This window comes from Microcystis sp. M169S2, assembly GCF_020245865.1.
Lineage (GTDB): Bacteria > Cyanobacteriota > Cyanobacteriia > Cyanobacteriales > Microcystaceae > Microcystis > Microcystis ichthyoblabe_A.
In genome coordinates this window covers 1-19,027 of record NZ_JADBUB010000046.1, presented here as the reverse complement: position 1 = coordinate 19,027, position 19,027 = coordinate 1, and the positions used below count along the sequence as shown (strand labels likewise).

17 protein-coding genes are annotated in these 19,027 nt (G+C 44.8%); 13 read left to right on the top strand and 4 right to left on the bottom strand.

From position 1 onward, the window contains the following. Positions 1 to 220 precede the first annotated feature (220 nt). Positions 221 to 1,255: an anthranilate phosphoribosyltransferase gene (gene trpD, locus IM485_RS05445; protein WP_287741816.1), complete on the top strand. Its 1,035-nt coding sequence runs from the start codon at positions 221 to 223 to the stop codon at positions 1,253 to 1,255. Between the two features lie 361 nt (positions 1,256 to 1,616). After that, positions 1,617 to 3,158, top strand: coding sequence for a ferredoxin--nitrite reductase (locus IM485_RS05440; RefSeq protein WP_287741814.1), 1,542 nt, complete (start codon positions 1,617 to 1,619; stop codon positions 3,156 to 3,158). Between the two features lie 149 nt (positions 3,159 to 3,307). On the opposite strand, the gene IM485_RS05435 is transcribed toward IM485_RS05440, so the two are convergent. Then, positions 3,308 to 4,342 carry a PstS family phosphate ABC transporter substrate-binding protein gene (locus tag IM485_RS05435; protein WP_287741812.1) on the bottom strand — a complete coding sequence of 345 codons (1,035 nt, stop codon included), beginning with the start codon at positions 4,340 to 4,342 and terminating at the stop codon, positions 3,308 to 3,310. 392 nt (positions 4,343 to 4,734) lie between these two features. Here IM485_RS05435 and pstS (IM485_RS05430) point away from each other — a divergent pair, with 392 nt between their 5' ends. The 5 genes from pstS (IM485_RS05430) (at position 4,735) to pstB (IM485_RS05410) (ending at position 9,746) form a co-directional block, all read left to right on the top strand. Then, the gene (gene pstS / locus IM485_RS05430) at positions 4,735 to 5,856 is read left to right on the top strand and encodes a phosphate ABC transporter substrate-binding protein PstS (protein WP_287741811.1); all 1,122 of its coding nucleotides are present in this window, start codon (positions 4,735 to 4,737) and stop codon (positions 5,854 to 5,856) included. A 94-nt stretch (positions 5,857 to 5,950) separates the two neighbouring features. Beyond that, positions 5,951 to 6,910: a phosphate ABC transporter permease subunit PstC gene (gene pstC, locus IM485_RS05425; protein WP_287741808.1), complete on the top strand. Its 960-nt coding sequence runs from the start codon at positions 5,951 to 5,953 to the stop codon at positions 6,908 to 6,910. 125 nt (positions 6,911 to 7,035) lie between these two features. Further along, positions 7,036 to 7,929 (top strand): phosphate ABC transporter permease PstA, encoded by an 894-nt coding sequence (gene pstA, locus IM485_RS05420; RefSeq protein WP_287741817.1) that lies wholly within the window; start codon positions 7,036 to 7,038, stop codon positions 7,927 to 7,929. A gap of 88 nt (positions 7,930 to 8,017) precedes the next feature. Beyond that, complete coding sequence (gene pstB, locus IM485_RS05415; RefSeq protein WP_287741807.1) at positions 8,018 to 8,821, top strand: phosphate ABC transporter ATP-binding protein PstB; 804 nt, start codon at positions 8,018 to 8,020, stop codon at positions 8,819 to 8,821. 127 nt (positions 8,822 to 8,948) lie between these two features. After that, the gene (gene pstB, locus IM485_RS05410; RefSeq protein WP_287741806.1) at positions 8,949 to 9,746 is read left to right on the top strand and encodes a phosphate ABC transporter ATP-binding protein PstB; all 798 of its coding nucleotides are present in this window, start codon (positions 8,949 to 8,951) and stop codon (positions 9,744 to 9,746) included. 66 nt (positions 9,747 to 9,812) lie between these two features. Here the strand turns inward: pstB (IM485_RS05410) and IM485_RS05405 are convergent, their stop codons facing one another. Continuing rightward, entirely contained in the window at positions 9,813 to 10,829 is a 1,017-nt protein-coding gene (locus tag IM485_RS05405; protein ID WP_287741804.1) for a PstS family phosphate ABC transporter substrate-binding protein, read from the bottom strand. A 100-nt stretch (positions 10,830 to 10,929) separates the two neighbouring features. Continuing rightward, positions 10,930 to 11,076 (bottom strand): hypothetical protein, encoded by a 147-nt coding sequence (locus tag IM485_RS05400; RefSeq protein ID WP_287741802.1) that lies wholly within the window; start codon positions 11,074 to 11,076, stop codon positions 10,930 to 10,932. Positions 11,077 to 11,535: 459 nt separating this feature from the next. On the opposite strand from IM485_RS05400, the gene pstS (IM485_RS05395) reads away from it, so the two are divergent. The 6 genes from pstS (IM485_RS05395) to IM485_RS05370 all read left to right on the top strand — a co-directional run bounded on the left by pstS (IM485_RS05395) (position 11,536) and on the right by IM485_RS05370 (position 17,585). Then, positions 11,536 to 12,549 carry a phosphate ABC transporter substrate-binding protein PstS gene (gene pstS, locus IM485_RS05395; RefSeq protein WP_287741800.1) on the top strand — a complete coding sequence of 338 codons (1,014 nt, stop codon included), beginning with the start codon at positions 11,536 to 11,538 and terminating at the stop codon, positions 12,547 to 12,549. 391 nt (positions 12,550 to 12,940) lie between these two features. Next, entirely contained in the window at positions 12,941 to 13,915 is a 975-nt protein-coding gene (pstC, locus tag IM485_RS05390; RefSeq protein ID WP_287741799.1) for a phosphate ABC transporter permease subunit PstC, read from the top strand. Between the two features lie 4 nt (positions 13,916 to 13,919). After that, complete coding sequence (pstA, locus tag IM485_RS05385) at positions 13,920 to 14,804, top strand: phosphate ABC transporter permease PstA (RefSeq protein ID WP_287741797.1); 885 nt, start codon at positions 13,920 to 13,922, stop codon at positions 14,802 to 14,804. An 11-nt stretch (positions 14,805 to 14,815) separates the two neighbouring features. Beyond that, entirely contained in the window at positions 14,816 to 15,625 is an 810-nt protein-coding gene (gene pstB / locus IM485_RS05380; protein WP_287741796.1) for a phosphate ABC transporter ATP-binding protein PstB, read from the top strand. 355 nt (positions 15,626 to 15,980) lie between these two features. Continuing rightward, positions 15,981 to 16,619: an LON peptidase substrate-binding domain-containing protein gene (locus tag IM485_RS05375; RefSeq protein ID WP_287741793.1), complete on the top strand. Its 639-nt coding sequence runs from the start codon at positions 15,981 to 15,983 to the stop codon at positions 16,617 to 16,619. A gap of 363 nt (positions 16,620 to 16,982) precedes the next feature. Beyond that, positions 16,983 to 17,585 (top strand): Crp/Fnr family transcriptional regulator, encoded by a 603-nt coding sequence (locus tag IM485_RS05370; RefSeq protein WP_271946599.1) that lies wholly within the window; start codon positions 16,983 to 16,985, stop codon positions 17,583 to 17,585. Between the two features lie 122 nt (positions 17,586 to 17,707). Here the strand turns inward: IM485_RS05370 and IM485_RS05365 are convergent, their stop codons facing one another. Beyond that, positions 17,708 to 18,613, bottom strand: coding sequence for an ROK family protein (locus tag IM485_RS05365; protein ID WP_287741791.1), 906 nt, complete (start codon positions 18,611 to 18,613; stop codon positions 17,708 to 17,710). Positions 18,614 to 19,027 lie beyond the last annotated feature (414 nt).

The window sequence follows — 19,027 nt, the reverse complement described above, 5'->3', positions numbered from 1 at the left end:
CTTCTAGGGTCTGTGTGATCAGCTTAACTTACATAGGATCGATCGATCTTTGTGTCCTTTGTGTCTTTGTGGTTCGTCCCACTCACTCGGCCGCAAAACTGTATTTTAGAATACATTTTACCCACCAAACCTAAGAGAGCCAAATTACTAGGAGCGATCGATTCTCCAGACAAACCGCTATCATAATATATCGCCCCCTCCCCACAGCAATGGAACAGCGATGACCACTCCAGACTGGCCAAACTTACTGCAGCAACTACTCGATCGAAAATCCCTTTCCCTTAACCAAGCTGAAGAATTAATGACCGGATGGTTAAACGGTCAGATTCCAGAAGTTTTATCGGGGGCGATTTTAGCGGCTTTGCAAGCAAAAGGAGTCTCGTCCGCCGAATTAGCGGGAATGGCCGGAGTTTTACGGCAACAATCTCGCTTAGAAGACCCTAAACCCCATACCACTCCCGTTATCGATACCTGTGGCACCGGCGGTGACGGGGCCTCAACCTTTAATATTTCCACTGCCGTGGCCTTTGTGGCGGCCGCCGGGGGCGTAAAAGTGGCTAAACACGGCAATCGCTCTGCCTCCAGCAAGGTCGGTTCGGCCGATGTTTTAGAATATCTTGGGGTTAATTTGAGCGCCCCTAGCGAGAAAGTAGCGGCGGCCTTAGATGGGGTGGGAGTTACCTTTCTTTTTGCCCCCGGTTGGCATCCAGCCCTGAAAAGTGTGGCTAATCTCCGCAAAACCCTGAAAGTTCGCACGGTTTTTAATCTTCTGGGCCCTCTAGTTAATCCTCTCCGTCCCACAGGTCAAGTTATCGGGGTTTATGACCAGCAATTTCTCACCCCGATGGCCACAGCTTTGGCACAAATGGGAACCCCAAAGGCGATTATTGTTCACGGCCGGGAAAAACTCGACGAGGTGGGGTTAGGAGATCTGACCGATATGGCTTTATTAAATAATGGCGAGGTGATTTCTGGGGCGATCGATCCCTTGTCAATTTCTATCCCCAGAGCCAGTTTAAATGCCCTTAAAGGCGGGGAAGTGCCAGAAAATGCCGAAATTCTCAAAAATGTCCTGCAAGGGGGGGGAATGCCGGCTCAACGGGATGCTGTGGCGATTAATGCCTCTCTTGCCCTACAGGTGGCAGAAAAGGTCACTTTTGGCGATCATGCTGCCGGTTTCGCCCTCGCTCGCGACATTTTAGCCAGTGGGTTAGCTTGGCAAAAATTAGAGGAGTTGGTTAAGTTTCTCGCTTAGGAAAATTCAAAGGAGACAGAAAGCAGAAGGCGGTCGGCAGAAGGCAGGAGATTATTTTTATTTATTCTCCTCGCTCCCATCTCCCCACACCCCACACCCCACACCCCACTTCCCCACCTCAATGCACTTACTGCATGATATAAATGCCTAAAGACGATGGTGAGCGGATTTCTGTTACAAACAATACAAAATTACCCAAGTTAAAAAGAATTAAATAACAAATAGAGACTAGGTAAATTACTAAATTTTTGCTAATGACGACAGTATTTTACAGAATACTTATTGTTAAATCCGGATTTCTTCATTTCTAACCCCCACCAACTAGAACAATTACACTCACAAACCAGAAGGAGATAGATTCGTGGTACAAGCACCTGAAAAAGATGGAACAACTCTCAATAAATTCGAGAAATTTAAAGCTGAAAAAGACGGACTAGCCATTAAAGATGAACTAGATCATTTTGCCCAAATCGGTTGGGAAGCAATGGATAAAACCGATTTAGAATATCGCTTAAAATGGGTAGGGGTTTTTTATCGTCCTGTCACCCCGGGCAAATTTATGATGCGTTTGCGGGTTCCTAACGGCATTATTAGCAGTGAGCAAATGCGCGTTTTAGGGGAAATTGTGCAGCGTTACGGCGATGATGGTAATGCCGATATTACCACTCGTCAAAACCTACAATTACGCGGTATTCGTATCGAAGATATTCCTGATATTTTCCAACGACTAAAATCCGTGGGCATGACTTCGGTACAATCGGGCATGGATAATGTCAGAAATATTACCGGTTCACCCATGGCGGGACTAGACGCAGATGAATTAATTGACACCAGGGAATTAGTCCAAAAAGTCCAAGATATGATTACCAACTGCGGTCAAGGTAATTATCAATTTACCAATCTGCCCCGCAAATTTAATATTGCCATCGAGGGGGGCCGGGATAACTCGGTTCATGCGGAAATTAACGATATTGCCTTTGTTCCTGCCTATAAAGAAGGAGAATTAGGCTTTAATGTCGTGGTGGGTGGCTTTTTCTCGGCTAAACGCTGTGAAGCGGCAATTCCCATGAATGTTTGGGTGAGACCTAATCAGGAGGTGGTGGATTTATGCCGAGGGATTTTAGAAGTTTACCGCGATAACGGATTGCGTGCCAATCGTCAAAAATCCCGTTTAATGTGGTTAATTGATGAGTGGGGAATCGAGGAATTCCGGACGCGGGTGGCTAATCACCTAGGTTATCCCTTGGCAACGGCAGCCGAAAAAGACGGTATTGACTGGGAAAAACGGGATCATTTAGGAGTTTTTCCCCAAAAACAGGAGGGATTGAGCTATATCGGTCTTTGTGTTCCCGTTGGTCGTCTATTTGCCGATGATATGTTCGATTTAGCCCGGATTGCCGAAGTGTATGGCAGCGGAGAATTGCGTTTAACTGTGGAACAAAACGTGATTATTCCCAATATAGCGGCTGAAAATATGCCGACTCTTTTAACCGAGCCTTTACTGGCTAAGTTTACCCCCAATCCCACTCCTTTACAACGAGCGCTCGTTTCCTGTACGGGGGCGCAATTCTGCAATTTTGCCCTGATTGAAACCAAAAATAAGGCTGTGGACTTGATTAGTCAGTTAGATGCTGAATTAAATATCCCCCGGGGTGTGCGTATGCACTGGACCGGTTGCCCTAACTCCTGCGGACAACCCCAAGTGGCAGATATCGGTTTGATGGGGACAAAAGCACGCAAAGACGGCAAAACCGTGGAGGGAGTTGACCTCTACATGGGGGGTAAAGTGGGTAAAGATGCTCACCTGGGAAGCTGTGTACAAAAAGGGATTCCCTGTGAGGATCTAAAATCGCTGTTAACCTCTATCCTCATCGAACAATTTGGGGCGACACCGAAAGGTTAATTAACAAGTTTCTCGATACGCTGAATGGGGGGTTTATCCCCTCTTTTTTTCTCTATCTCTGTTGGCTGAAATTGGCCGACCTCTTGCTATATTAGGGGGCAGATGGCAGCAGGAAAATTTTTATATATTTTCCTTCCAGATGGGAATCGTTACTTAGCTTCAAATTGGGCTTGTTTGCGAAGTAATTCCCCGATGGTTAAATTGGGTTGGGGTCTGCCCTCAAAAACCGTGCCTACCTCAAATTTTTGCAACTGTACCCGTGCCAAATGATAGGCCTCATCCGGTAGGGGAATATAACCAATACTATCTAATAAATTGGGAACTCGATCGAGATAATATTTAACAAATTTCTCTAAAGCGGGATTCTCTTGGGCTTTTTGGGCATTAACATAGATAAACAAAGGACGCGATAAAGGCTGATATTTACTATCCTCGACATTGCTGCGAGTTGGTTCAATACCATTAACTTTCAAAGCTTTTAATTTATCCCGATTTTGTTCATAGTAAGCATGGCCAAAATAGCCTAAAGCGTTGGGATCTTGACTGACGGCATTAACTAAAGCTTGGTCATCTTCACTAAAATTAAAGTCCCCACGACTGGCATCTTTGCCGTTAATTACATCACTAAAAAAATCGTAGGTTCCGGAATCTTTACCCGGCCCGTGAAGGGTAATCGGTTGGTCGGGCCAAGCGGGATTAATTTGATTCCAACGTTTGATTTTATTCTCGGCTGCTGGTTCCCAAATAGTTCTTAATTCCGTGGTGGAAATATCATCAACCCAGTTATTTTGGGGATTAACTACCACGGTTAAAGCATCAAAAGCGATCGGTAGTTCGATAAATCTTACCTTATTAGCATCACATTCTTTTAATTCTTCCACAGAAATTGGCCGAGAAGCATTATTAATATCCGTTTCTCCCGCACAAAATTTTCTAAAACCGCCGCCGGTTCCTGAAATATTAGCGTCAATTTTAACATCAGCCAAAACTTTGTTAGGGGTATTAGCTTTAAAATCTTCGAGAACTTTATCGGTAATTGGTGCTACGGTACTCGAACCATCGATTTTAATTGGTTTTAGGTCTTGAGGATTAATATTGGCACAAGCGGGGAAAAGTAGAGCAGTTCCTAGTATGGTTGCCACTACTTTGGTCGGACGAGATAGCTGAGTAAAAATTTCTAGCATAGGTGTCAACAAGGAGAAAGTAAAAACGGGTATTGGGGAGACTTTTCAGTTATCAGTGGGGAAGTGGGGAAGTGGGGAAGTGGGGAGAAAAAAGCTGAGGGATGATGACTAAAAACCTTAATCTTTTCTTTGTTGTTTTTACGTCACTACAATGGTAATGAAAGAGAAAAACCTAATCTAAACTGGAAAAGTCAGCGGCTTTACCCGCGACTTAAAACTAATGTTTAGTCAAAATAAATAGTAAAAGAAGTTGAGATTTTTGTCTAGTTATCGAGAAAACTTTTCTTGACAATACATTACGTTCTTTTATTCACTTCTTAACCTATTCTTTACCAAGCAGTGGTAACTTTTAGCGTAAGATTTAAGGCAGTTTACGGATCAAAATTAATCCTATGCCCAGCAGAAACAGAACCCATTTACTAACAGCCTTATCCCTAGTGACTCTAACAGCGACTTTAACCGCTTGTGGTGGCGGCGATACGGCGGGAACCAGCGGAGAGGGAAGCAATAGAATCGCCCAGGTTCCTCTGCAAGGAGAGGTCGCCCTCAATGGTGCGGGTGCTTCTTTTCCTGCACCCCTATATCAAAACTGGTTTGTCACCATCAATCAACTATTTTCCAAACTACTAATTAACTATCAATCTACCGGTAGCGGGGCGGGAGTCGAACAATTTATCCAAGGTACGATCGATTTTGGCGCTTCCGATGTGGCCATGAGTGACGAGGATATGGCCAGAGTTAGCCGTGGGGTTTTACTGCTACCGATGACGGCGGGAAGCATCGTTATGGCTTATAATTTGCCCGGAGTAGAAGGGCTGAAACTAAGTAGGGAAGCCTATGTAGGCATCTTTTTAGGCACGATTACCCGTTGGAACGATACCAAAATTGCCGCCGATAACCCCGATTTAAAACTACCCGATGAAGAAATTACCGTAGTTCACCGGGCAGACGGTAGCGGGACGACGGGAGTTTTTACTAAGTTTTTAAGCGCCGTTAGTCCCGAATGGAAAAAAAGTATCGGTGAAGGAAAAGCCGTACAATGGCCGACCAAAAAAGGTAAATTTCTCGGTGGTAGGGGTAATGAGGGAGTAACTGCCCTAATTCAACAAAATCAAGGCTCGATCGGCTATATTGAGTACGGTTTCGCTAAAAATAATAACCTGCCCATGGCCGCCCTGCAAAACCAAGCAGGTAAATTCGTTATCCCCGATGAAACCAACGCCGCTGCTACCCTCGCTAACGTTGAACTGCCTGAAAATTTACGCGCTTTTATCATCGATCCGCCGGGGGAAAATTCCTACCCCATTGTCACTTATAGTTGGATGTTAGTTTATAAAAAATACGACAATCCCCAAAAAGCTTTAGCAATGGAGGCGATGATCGAATTTGGACTCAATCAGGGACAGGAACAGTCCGCCGCCCTTGGTTATATTCCCCTGCCGAAAAATGTCCGCCAACGAGTAGCCGCCGCTGCTGATGTCATCTATCCTGATTACACGATCAAGGTGGATTAGTCCCCGAAAAAATGTATTCAAAGTTACAATAATAGTGTAGAAAGGCCAATTTCGACCTTAGCTACCTCAAACTAGCTGGATTTTAACCCTAATCATGAGTGCGCCCACAGTTTCGCCCGACTCAAATTTTAAAGAACGTCCAGAATCGGAAAAAATCCTCGATAAAGGCTTTGTGGGATTAACCACCGCCTTTGCCATCGCTATTGGGCTGATTTTGCTCCTGATTGCTCTAGTTATTTTTATTCGGGCCCTACCAGCGATTCAAAGCTTTGGTCTGGGATTTTTGACCAGTAGCGCTTGGAATCCCGTGCGCGGTCGGGAAGAATTCGGAGTTCTGCCCGTTATCTACGGAACTCTCGTTAGTTCTCTGATTGCCCTCCTGATTGCCGTTCCCCTCGGTATCGGTTCGGCCATTTTTTTAAGCGAAGATTTTATTCCCTTAAATGCGCGGACAATTTTGGTTTTTCTCGTACAACTTTTGGCCGCTATTCCCAGTGTTGTTTACGGATTATGGGGTATCTTTGTATTGATTCCTATCCTCAGACCCCTTGGTAACTGGTTAAATGCTAATTTTAGTTGGATTCCTCTGTTTAGTACTCCTTTAGGGGGTCCTGGAATGTTACCGGCGGGGGTTATTTTAGCAATTATGATCCTGCCGATTATTATCGCTATCTCTCGCGACTCTTTGGCCGCTTTACCGCCGGATCTAAGGCAAGCTTCCCTAGGCTTGGGGGCCACCCGTTGGGAAACGATTTTTCGGGTCTTAATTCCTGCCGCTTTTTCTGGGATTGTCGGGGGGATTATGTTAGCTTTAGGGCGCGCTTTAGGGGAAACCATGGCAGTAACGATGATTATCGGCAATTCTAACCGCATTAGTGCCTCTATTCTCGCCCCTGCTAACACGATCGCTTCCTTATTGGCTAACCAATTCGCCGAAGCATCGGGAATGCAAGTATCGGCACTCATGTATGCGGGTTTTGTTCTCTTGGTTTTGACCCTAGTAGTCAATATCTTCGCAGAATTAATCGTTAATCGCGTCAAAGCTAAGTATTAAGCCATCAAGAGGCGGTCGGCAGTATTTAGGAGCCAGTATTCAGGAGATTGCTTTTATTTATTCCCCCCACACCCTACACCCTACACCCTACACCCCATCTCCCCATTTCCCCACTGATAACTGATATGGATAGTGCGAATTTAGGCAATAATCTCAAAAAGAAACCGAGTAGTCCTCGATCGCTATTGGGGACAATTATGACCGTTCTCTCGGCTTTATGTTTAGCTGTCACCGTGATTCCCCTTTTTGCCGTCCTAGGCTTCGTTTTTGTACAAGGGGTGGGTCGTTTAAACGCCAATCTCTTTACTAAATTACCGCCACCGCCGGGTTTAGGAGGAGGAGGCATCGCTAATGCCATTTTAGGTACAATTATCGTCGTTGCCCTGGCTACAGCGATCGCAGTTCCCATCGGCGTTTTAGCGGCGGTTTATCTCTCGGAATTTAGCGGTGATAACAAACTTGCCCAGGGTGTGCGCTTTGCTACCAACGTTTTAGCGGGTGTCCCTTCGATTATTGTCGGGGTTTTCGCCTTCGGTTTGTTAGTTGCGCCCTTATTTGGCGAAGGAACAGCCCTTTTAGGCTTTTCTGCCCTGGCCGGTTCGATCGGTTTAGCGGTGTTAATGTTACCGACTATTATTAGAACCACCGATGAGGCTTTAAAAATCGTTCCCCAAGACATCCGCTGGGCAGCCATGGGTTTAGGGGCCTATAACTACCAAACCGTCCTAAAAATCGTCCTTCCTGCGGCAGTTCCCGCTATTTTAACCGGTGTAACCTTAGCAATTGCTAGGGCTGCTGGAGAAACCGCCTCCTTAATTTTTACGGCATTATTCTCTAACTTTTGGCCCCGGGGTGTCTTTGAACCGATTGCCACCCTTTCGGTCCTAGTTTTCAACTTTGCTACTGCCCCTTTTGCCCCTCAACAGCAATTAGCTTGGGCAGGTGCTTTAATTCTGGTGTTTTTGGTGTTGGTAACTAACATTTTATCCCGTTTAGCCACGCGCCAGAAAACCTATTAAGTCAAGGAAAAAGTAAAAAGGGATATTTAAGTAAAAATCTACCTATCTTTCCAATTCCTCAATTATCCAAATTCAAGGTAAATAATTTATGCTAACTAATCGCACTACCCAATCAACTGCAACCGTTTTAAAGGTGGATAAGGCTAATATTTACTATGGTAATTATCGAGCAGTGCGGGACGTTTCGATCGATATTCCCAAAAATAGAGTCACCGCTTTTATCGGACCCTCTGGCTGTGGAAAAAGTACCATTCTCAGGTGTTTTAATCGTCTCAATGATTTAATTCACGGTTTTCGTATTGACGGCAAAGTTTTTTATCATAACCAAGATATTTACTCTCAAGAGGTGGATCCGGTCGAAGTAAGAAAATACATCGGTATGGTGTTCCAGCGCCCTAATCCTTTTCCCAAATCCATCTATGATAATGTGGTTTACGGAGCGCGATTAAATGGTTATAAAGGCGATTTAGATGAATTAGTAGAAACTTCCCTGCGTCGGGCAGCTCTCTGGGAAGAAGTAAAAGATAAACTGAAAGAAAGCGGTTTTTCCCTATCGGGGGGACAACAACAAAGATTATGTATTGCTCGCACTATTGCCGCTCAACCAGAAGTATTATTAATGGATGAACCCTGTTCGGCACTCGATCCAATTTCAACTTTAAAAGTTGAGGAATTAATGCACGAGTTAAAAGAACGTTATACAATTATTATTGTTACTCACAATATGCAACAAGCCACCAGAGTAGCAGATTTAACGGCTTTTTATAACGCTGAACCCACCGATAAAGGTGGGAAAATTGGTTATCTAGTCGAGTTTGATCATACGGACAAAATCTTCAGTGATCCTCAAGAACAAGCAACTAAAGATTATGTCAGTGGACGTTTTGGCTAAATCAGTTATCAGTTCTCAGTTATCAGTTTTTTTCTTCCCACTTCCCAAATTCATAATTCATAATTGATAATTCATAATTCCCACTTCCCCTTCTCCCTTTTCCCCAACACCTATTCCTTTGAAAATTATGTATAGTACCGATGTTGTCACCGATGCAGTTTTGAGAACCAAAGACTTAAATGTTTACTACGGTTCTAATCTCGCCGTTCGTGATGTTAACCTTGATATTCCTGAGAAAAAAGCGATCGCTTTTATCGGTCCCTCTGGCTGCGGAAAAAGTACGGTTTTGCGCTGTTTTAATCGCATGAATGATCTGGTTAAAAGTGCCAAAATTGAAGGAAAAGTTACCTTTCGCGGTCAAGATATTTATGGTAATTCCGTTAATCCTATCGGGTTACGCAGTCGCATCGGTATGGTTTTTCAGAAACCCAATCCTTTTCCTAAATCTATCTATGAAAATATCGCTTTTGGGGCGCGCTTAAATGGTTACATCGGCGATATGGATCAATTAGTGGAGGAATCTTTAAAAAAAGCCGTTCTCTGGGATGATGTTAAAGATAAACTCAAAGAAAGTGGTTTAGCTTTATCGGGGGGACAACAACAAAGGTTATGTATTGCTCGCGCTATTGCGGTTAAACCAGAAGTTGTTTTAATGGATGAACCCTGTGCGGCACTCGATCCAATTTCTACCCTAAAAATTGAGGAATTAATTCACGAATTGAAAACCCAATATACTATAGTTATTGTTACTCATAATATGCAACAAGCGTCGCGGGTTTCTGATTTAACGGCTTTTTATAATGCTGAACCGACCCCAAAAGGTGGTAAAGTGGGTTATTTAGTGGAATATGATCGCACCGAGGTTATCTTTCAAAATCCCGCTCAAGAGTCCACTAGAGATTATGTTAGCGGTCGTTTTGGTTAAGATCACAGCAATAATAGCTAAAATAAAAGTTGATAGGGTGAGTTAATCTCACCCTATTTTAAGTTTCTAAAACTTGGCTTTCTGGCGTAGTAATTCGGCTAAAGTCACATCGAATTTTGAGTGTCCCCCGAAAACTGTTCCCGCTTCCCCGTTAAAGAAAGTGACCTTGGCTAAATGATAATGCTCACCGCTCAGGGGAATATAACCGACCTCTTGAACGATATTTTGAGCTTGACTGAGATAATACTCGACAAAACGCTGTAAATCCTTATTAGACTGGGCTTTTTGGGCGTTAACGTAGATAAATAAAGGACGGGCTAAGGGTTGATAGGTGGATTGTAGCACCGTTTCCCGGGAGGGCAAAACAGCCCCTTTACCACTGTCTATTGCTAAAGCTTTTAAGTTCGCCGCTTGTTTTTCGTAGTAAGCTAGACCAAAATATCCCAGGGCGTTGGCATCTTGACTAACTCCTTGGATTAAAGTGTCGTCATCTTCACTGGCAACGTAATCGCTGCGGCTAACATCTTCTTCTCCTACCACCGCTTCCGTAAAATAATCGAAAGTTCCCGAATCTTTGCCCGCACCAAAGAGATTGAGGGGTTTATCTGGCAATCCCGATCGCACCTGACTCCATTTGGTAATTTTACCCTGGGCCGCAGGTTCCCAGATTTTTTTTAATTCCTCTAAAGTGATGCTGTCAATCCAAGTATTTTCTTTATTGACTGCGATGGTGAGTGCGTCAAAGGCGATCGGCAATTCGATAAATCTAATGTTATTCCGATTACAGGCTTCGATCTCATCGCTGCGAATCGGTCGCGAAGCATTGCTAATATCGGTTTTTCCAGCGCAAAACTGCCGAAATCCGCCAGTAGTACCCGAAAAGTTGACGCTTATATCCGCAGACGGCTGTTTTTGTTTTTTGTATTTATCGGCGACAGCTTTGGTGATCGGGTAAACGGTGCTAGACCCATCAATAATAATTGATTTGTTTGATTGGGAGTCAACGGGAGCGCAAGCAACTAAAACACCAGCACTAACAAAAATAAGAGCCTTTTTGAGCAATTTATCGAGATTTATCAGCATTTATCCATCCCCTTGCTTTTCTGGGAGTCAGAAAAATCTATCTCCATCATTTCAAAAAAAATTGATTTGATGTAAAAATTCTACCAAAAAGATAACAAACTTAACAGTAGCGAAAAGCAGCGGTGGCCCTGTTTGCCTTCACACACCTAGATAGGGTCTGCTGAAAAAGTTTTTCGTGGGGGCAGGGTGTGGGGTGTGGGGTGTGGGGTGTGGGGTGTGGGGCGTAAAGTCTAAAAGCCTTATCCAACAAGATTTGGCTCTTCTAGGTTCTGTGTGATAAGTTTAACTTACATAGGATCGATCGATCTTTGTGTCCTTTGTGTCTTTGTGGTTCGTTCCACCCCCTCGCTAGGAGAAATGTATCTTAGAATACATTTTACCCACCAAAGCTGGGAGAGCCAAGATTTTTAGATTTATTCAGCAAGCCCTAGATAAAAAGCTTTGTCCGGGCAATTTCTCCCCAACAGATGGTTTAAATTAAGATTTCATCCTTGACATAGATACAATGGATTTTTGTCTTTATCGATCTAAATTATTGCCAAAAGCTGTGAACTTTTTAAATTAAACTTAACCGAAATTTTACCCAATCTTAACCAAAAAAATCCCCAATATTTCTAGATTTAAAAGTAATATTTATGCCTTAAACTATATTTTGAAGAAAGTTCAACTTTCTCCAATTGTGCAGGATTCTTCAACCGGAAAACTTATGATATTCTCAACTGCTACCCTAACTCGTGTGTGTGCTGTCTCCTTCGCCACGGCAGCGGCCTTAGCAGGGACGATGGGAGAAACCCTCGCCCAAACCCTGAACGGTGCAGGAGCCTCCTTTCCCGCGCCCCTATACCAGCGTTATTTTGCCGACTATAAAAACGCCACTGGTGTCACCGTTAACTATAATTCCGTCGGTAGCGGCGCTGGTATCCGGCAATTTATCGCTGGAACCGTCGATTTTGGGGCTTCCGATGCCGCTCCTTCTTCCTCGGAAAAAAGCCAGATGAAAAACGGTTTATTGCTGGTTCCCACCGCCGGAGGAGCCGTCGCTGTGGTTTATAATCTGCCTGGGGTAAATAACCTGCAAATTTCCCGGGCTAACCTCGGTAAAATCTTCAGTGGTGAGATCACCAACTGGAGACAAGTGGATCCGAAACTGCCCAACCGACCCATTAAAGTGGTGGTTAGAGCCGATGGTAGCGGTACTACCGAGATTTTTACCTCTCACCTGAGTGCGATTAGTCCTTCCTTCAAAAGTAAAGTGGGAACCAGCAAAGAACCTAACTGGGGTTTTACCGTTCTCAAAGGACCGAAAAATGATGGTGTGGCGGCCCTGGTTAAACAAACAGAAGGCTCGATCGGTTACGTTCAAGATACCTTTGCCCGCAAAAACGAAGGGGCAACTATGAGAACCGCCAAAGTTCAAAATAAAGCCGGTCAATTTGTCGAACCCAGTCTCGCCCAAGCTAACAAGGCGATGGAAGGGATCAAATTTAACGCCGATTTTACCGCTAATATGGACGATCCGAGCAGTGGTTATCCGATCGTCGGGATTACTTGGTTATTAGTACCGAAAGACTACGCTGATAACAAAAAAGCGGCGGAAATTAAAAGACTGTTGACTTGGATTCTCACCACCGGTCAAGGTATTAACAATCAATTGGAATTTACCCGGATTCCCCAATCGGTGACTCAAAAAGTTTTAGCCGAAGTTAACAAAATTAAATAAATAGGGTTTGCTGAATAAATGTGAAATGTAGGTAAGGTAAGGGTTTTGTGGCTTTTCTCGCGAAACAGGTGCAAATTTTGAGAGAATCGTCGTTCAAAACCTTGTGTCTTCATCGGCCCGCGTCCTGTAGGGGCGAAGCATTCGGGCAATAACCTATCGGTGAAACCGGAGATTTTCTAACCGAATGCTTCGCCCGTACTTTTTCAGCAAGCCCTAAATACTTTTGTATTAGTTTAGGCTTGATTGTCACCGCTTTCCAGTAAAATGGAAAAAGTTACCGGTTAAGTCCATAACTAATAACTGCAAGTATTTCTTTTCTGTGGGCTGAACAATGTTCAGCCCCTACAGTTGCGTTTTCAACAACTGATAACTGGTAATCGCTCTCTACTTTATGGCTAATTTTTCTGAATCCGTCGAGTCCTTGGACGTCTCGGCGGCCAATCTTAACGAAAACCCCGGCACTGCGGGTTTATTTGATCGCATTTTTACGCTCCTAGTCTGGATTTGTGCCGCCTCCGGTTTAATTTTTCTGCTCTGGATGGCCTGGATTGTTTTTCAGGATGCGCGGCCGGCGATCAATGAATTCGGTTGGGGATTTCTCTGGGGAACCACTTGGGATGTGAACGTCCTCAAATTTGGTGGTTTACCCTTTATTTTCGGTTCCGTTGTTTCCTCGATTCTGGCTCTTTTATTAGCTATTCCCCTCAGTGTTGCCGTTGCTTTAACCACTAGCGAGAATTATTTACCAGCAAGTGTCCGTTATCCCATCGGTTTTCTGGTGGAATTAATTGCCTCGATTCCTAGCGTAATTATCGGGTTATGGGGGATTTTTGTGCTAATTCCCGTGCTTAAACCCCTGCAAGAATGGTTATTTCAAAATTTTGCTTGGTTCCCTTTGTTTAATACCCAACCTTTGGGACCAAGTATGCTGATCGCCGGTGTCATCCTGGCCATCATGATCGTGCCGACTATTTCCGCTATCAGTCGCGATGTCTTGCTTACCGTCCCCCCGGAATTACGCAGCGCCTCCATGGCCCTAGGTGCCACTCGTTGGGAAACCATCTGGCGCGTGCTGTTGCCGGCGGCCAGTTCTGGCATTATCGGGGCGATTATCCTCGGTTTAGGGCGCGCTTTAGGGGAAACTATGGCGGTGGCCATGGTAATCGGTAACTCCTCGATTATTACTCCCTCCCTCTTGGCCCCCGGTTATACTATTCCTGCTGTACTAGCTAATACCTTCCCAGAAGCTTTTGAAAAAATCCACATCGGAGCTTTGATGTATTTAGCTTTGATTCTATTTGTTATTACCTTGTCCGTCAATAGTGTAGCGGCTTTATTAGTACAGTTTATCAACCGCAATCGTTAATTTTATGAATCAAGGAGCTTTTCCCGAAGAAGATTTACAGCAACCCCTGTCACCGTGGCGACATTTTTTTACCAACGGTCTCACGGGTTTAGCGATCGCTCTTAGTGCCATCGCCATTCTGCCTTTATTCGCTATCCTCTTTCAAATTGTCAAAGAAGGTTTACCCGGATTCAATTGGCAAGTTTTCACCTCTTTACCCGCCCCAGTTGGCTCCGATCCTAGTGTTCCCAACGGTTTCGCTAATGCGATCGTGGGTACTTTAACCATGGTCGGTTTAGCATCCCTCGGCAGCATACCTCTGGGGATTCTCACCGGGGTTTTTCTCTCGGAATTCGCTCGGGGTTCCAAAATTGGCGGTATTCTGCGCTTTGCGATCGTGGTGTTGAGTAGTACCCCTTCCGTTATTGTCGGGGTGTTTTCCTTCGGGGTTTTGGTGTTAACTACCAAACAATTTTCCGCCGTGGCGGGGGCCTTTGCTTTGGGGGTGATTATGTTGCCCATCGTCGCTTTAACCACGGAAGAGGCACTAAAACTAATACCCATGTCCTACCGTCTCGGTTCCTCCGCTTTGGGGGGTTCCCGTTTCGATACGGTATTTCGCATTGTCCTGCCAGCAGCGATCGCACCGATTATGACCGGGATATTATTAGCGGTGGCCCGGGCTGCCGGAGAAACTGCCCCCTTAATGTTTACGGCTTTATTTAGTCAATTTTGGCAAGAAAGTCTTTGGTCGCCCACACCGGCTTTAACGGTGTTGATTTATAACTACGCTAGTTCCCCCTTTCCTGAACAAAATTCCTTGGCTTGGACAGCTTCTTTAGTCCTGATTATCTTAGTTTTAATTACTAGCCTTCTTTCCCGTTTTGTCACTCGTAAACGCTCAAATTAAGCATTTTTCTTATGATCGATTCCTCTCTCATGAACAGTCCTACGTCTCTAGCTAATTCGGCGATCAAAGTCGAAAATCTCAGCTTTTTCTACGGTAGCAAAAAAGCCCTGGAAGGTGTTTCTTTAGAAATCCCGCAAAGGCAAGTAACCGCCATGATCGGCCCCTCCGGTTGTGGTAAATCCACTCTCTTAAAAGCCCTCAATCGTATCGGGGAATTAGAGGGGCAAGTGACAGTTAAGGGGAAAGTTAGGTTTTTTGGCCAAGATATCTACGCCCCCAAAGTTAACCTTCATACCTTACGGCGACAGGTGGGCATGGTGTTTCAGCGTCCTAACCCTTTTCCCGCCAGTATTTACGATAATATTGCCTATGGTATTAGAATTTATCGTTCCGCTAGTCGCAGTGAATTAGATGGGATTGTGGAATCAGCTTTAAAAGGAGCTGCTCTTTGGAATGAAGTTAAAGATCTGTTGAATAAATCCGCTTTAGGATTATCGGGGGGACAACAACAAAGATTGTGTATTGCTCGCGCTTTGGCAGTAAAACCAAAAGTATTATTAATGGATGAACCTTGTTCTGCTTTAGACCCTCTTTCTACCCTCAAAGTCGAGGAATTAATCCATGAATTGAAAGAACAATACACGATCGTGATTGTCACCCATAATATGCAACAGGCCTCTAGAGTATCCGATCGCACGGCCTTTTTTAATGCCGATGAAACCCGCGTCGGTCGTTTGGTGGAATGTGATGCCACCCAGAAAATTTTCACCGATGCAGTTAATCAACAAACTCGCGATTATGTAGCCGGTAGATTCGGTTAATTGGTCTTGTCAGGGGGCAGTCCCGATGCCAAAGTTGGCACCGCCAAGCCTGAAATTAAGGCTAAGACAAAAAGGTTGTTTCCTCAATAGAGCTTTCTAGCCTGAGAGTCAGTCGAATCAGGATACCCAGAGGCATCGCCAATTGTCGCTACCAATCCCTTTCAAGGTCAAGGTAAGCACGCAAGTCAGAATCTACCAGTAGAGGTATCCATATTCAGCAGACCCTAAATAAAAATAATCTCCTGACGACCGACTCCTGAACACAGTCTCCCGTCTCCCGCCCATTGCCCTTGCCTAGCGGTTCAGGGGGGATTGTGTAAAAATAAGAGAAGATCGGTTTTTTTTTACTAAACCTATGGCCACTTCTTCCATTGCCGTTAGAGAATTACCTCTCTTTCCCCTACCCGAAGTTGTTTTATTCCCGGGTCGTCCTCTGCCCCTGCACATCTTCGAGTTTCGCTATCGGATTATGATGAATACGATATTGGAAGAAGATCGCCGTTTTGGGGTCTTAATGGTAGATCCGTCCACGGGAGAAATTGCTAAAGTGGGCAGTTGTGCGGAAGTTGTCCGTTGTCAACGTCTCCCAGATGATCGCCTAAAAATTCTCACCATCGGTCAACAGCGCTTCCGTGTCCTAGAATACGTCCGGGAAAAACCTTATCTCGTCGGTTTAGTGGAGTGGATTGAAGATGTCCCCACCACCCAAGATCTGCGACCTCTGGCCACAGAAGTGGATCGACTGCTGCGGGATGTGGTTCATCTCTCAGCCAAATTAACCGCTCAAAAAATTGAACTCCCTGACGATTTGCCCAGTCTTCCCCTGGAATTATCCTACTGGGTGGCGGGTAATCTCTACGGTGTGGCCGGGGAACAACAAGCTTTATTGGAAATGCTCGATACAGTCAGTCGTCTCCAACGAGAATCGGAAATTCTCACCTCAACCCGCAATCATCTGGCCGCTCGCACGGCTCTTAAAGATGCTTTAAATTAATAATCTTCAGGTTTTTCAGCTGCGGGAGAGGGAAATGGGGAAGTTATTTCAGTGAACAGTGAACAGTGAACAGTAATCAGTGAACTGATAACTCATACTAAATCCGTTGAGTATAGGCTACTTATGAGGACAGGCAATAGGCAATAGGCTTCGGCCGTGAGCTCAGCCGAACGGCAATAGGCAAAAGGAGCAATAGATAATCAGTTTTTAATAACCAGATTTAGTATCACATCTGAAAACTGATGACTTACCCACTGATAACTGATAACTGATAACTGTTAATCTGGGGATTACCTAATGTTTACCTTGATACAGTAAAGTGGGGTTAAAATTGCTATCCCCTCACCCAGGAGAACTTTGATCATGTTGCTGACCTATAATCCCAACGTCTCACCCTTCCGAGAAGACTATAGCGAGAGTCGTCGGCTCCACTTTTATGATCGCGGGGAAAATATTCCTCTGGTGGCCGATGGAGTCTGGCAAGTTTATCGGGGTATGGCGCAACTAAGTCAAGTATCTGAGAGTGGAGAGGAAATTTTACTAGGCTGGGTTCATTCATCCCACTTTTTTGGCTTAAATTTGACCCATCTGGAATCCTATCACGCCAGAGCCTTGTCGGAACTTTACCTAAAATGGTACACGATCGCCGAAGTGGAAAACTCGGTGGAATTAACTAGGATGATGTTAAATCAAATGATCCGTCGTCAACAACAAACGGAATCCCTACTGGCGATCGCAGGACTCAAACGAGTGGAGGAACGTCTTCAGCAGTTACTACAGTTATTAAAGCGGGAAATGGGAGAACCAATCGCCCAAGGCAGTCGTTTAAAGATCCGTTTAACCCATCAAAATCTCGCCAATGCTATCGGTACCACGAGGGTAACGGTGACGCGTTTATTAGGGGAATTTCAGCGTCAGGGATGGGTGAGCAGCGATGGCGATCGCCATTTAATTATTCACGATTAAGTCAGTCCCCCCCATAATAAGTACCTAAGCAAAATTAATTACACATATCTAACCACCTCTTGCCTCTTGCCTTTTGCCTTTTGCCTTTTGCCTATCTTCACTAGGAAATTAATTTTGCATGACTACTTAGACTCCCCGCGCAAGTCCACTAATTGCCAAGCCAATTTGGCAGCTCCCACCATCCCGGCGCGATTACCTAACTCGGCCGTTAATACATCTAATCCTTCTCTGGAACTAGGTAAAACCCGTCTTTCGATTTCTGTGAGGAGAGAGGGAAAGAAAAACTTAGCACTGGCACTAATACCGCCGCCGATAATTACCGCCTCTGGGGTGAGAACATAGAGTAAACTGGCGATACCAGCCCCCAGTAAACAACCGTAACCCTGCCAGAATTCTAAAGCCTCTCGATCGCCTTTTTCGGCCAATTCCGCCAATTGCTTCGGTTCTTTGCCAGTCATCCGGCGAATAGCTTGCAGGGAGGTGTACTGTTCCAAGGAACCCTGATTACCGCTATTGCACAATGGACCGTCAAAATTGAGGGTTATTAAGCCTAATTCTGCGGCCGTTCCCTTGCTGCCCACAAATAAGTTACCATCGAGGATAATTGCCCCTCCTACTCCCGTCCCCAAGGTCAACAGGATCAAGTTTTGAAAGCGTTTGCCCGCTCCTAACCAAGCTTCTCCCAAACCGGCACAATTGGCATCATTGGCTAAAATTGTCGGCATTCCCGTGCTTTCTTCTAACCAATCGGCGAGGGGAATATCCCGCCATCCTGCCAAATTAATCGCTATTTTGGCAATTCTTCCCTGAGCATCCGTCGGCCCCGGCGTTCCCACACCGATGGCTTGACAACTTTTATCTAAATTTACTTGACAAATGCCTTGATGTATGGTGTGGGCGACTTCTTTGGGTGTAGCGGGTTGGGGAGTGGGCAAGGTGAGAGATTCGAGACAATTGCCCTCTTGGTCAAATTTACCAATTTTAATAGCAGTTCCACCTAAATCGACACCTATTACTGTTTTCACCATCGGGCTTTCCTTGTTACTCTGGGAATAGCTAGGTTTATTATCACTCTTTTTGCCGGTTTTTTCGCGGTTAGATGTGATTGAGGATAATTCGGCTAAACCGGCAAAACTGGCTAATTGATTAGCCCAAATTTCTCCTATACTTTGGACACCGGCAGCTTAACTCCTGATTTTTCCCCATTTTTAAGTAGGTAGGCGTTAAAAATTATCCGATGCCCCCCTTATTAAGCTGTCCTTTATAGGGATCTTTCTTAACAATTTTTGCAGTAAGCACTCCAACCCTTATCCTGACTTGATTTCAGTTTTTTCTTTGTCAGTAAGGGTGTCAACAAGGAATATTACAAATTGTTAACCGAGTCTTGAAAGCCTTGTGCTACAAAGGTTTGAAATGTTAAGAAAGATGTGACTAAAGGACAG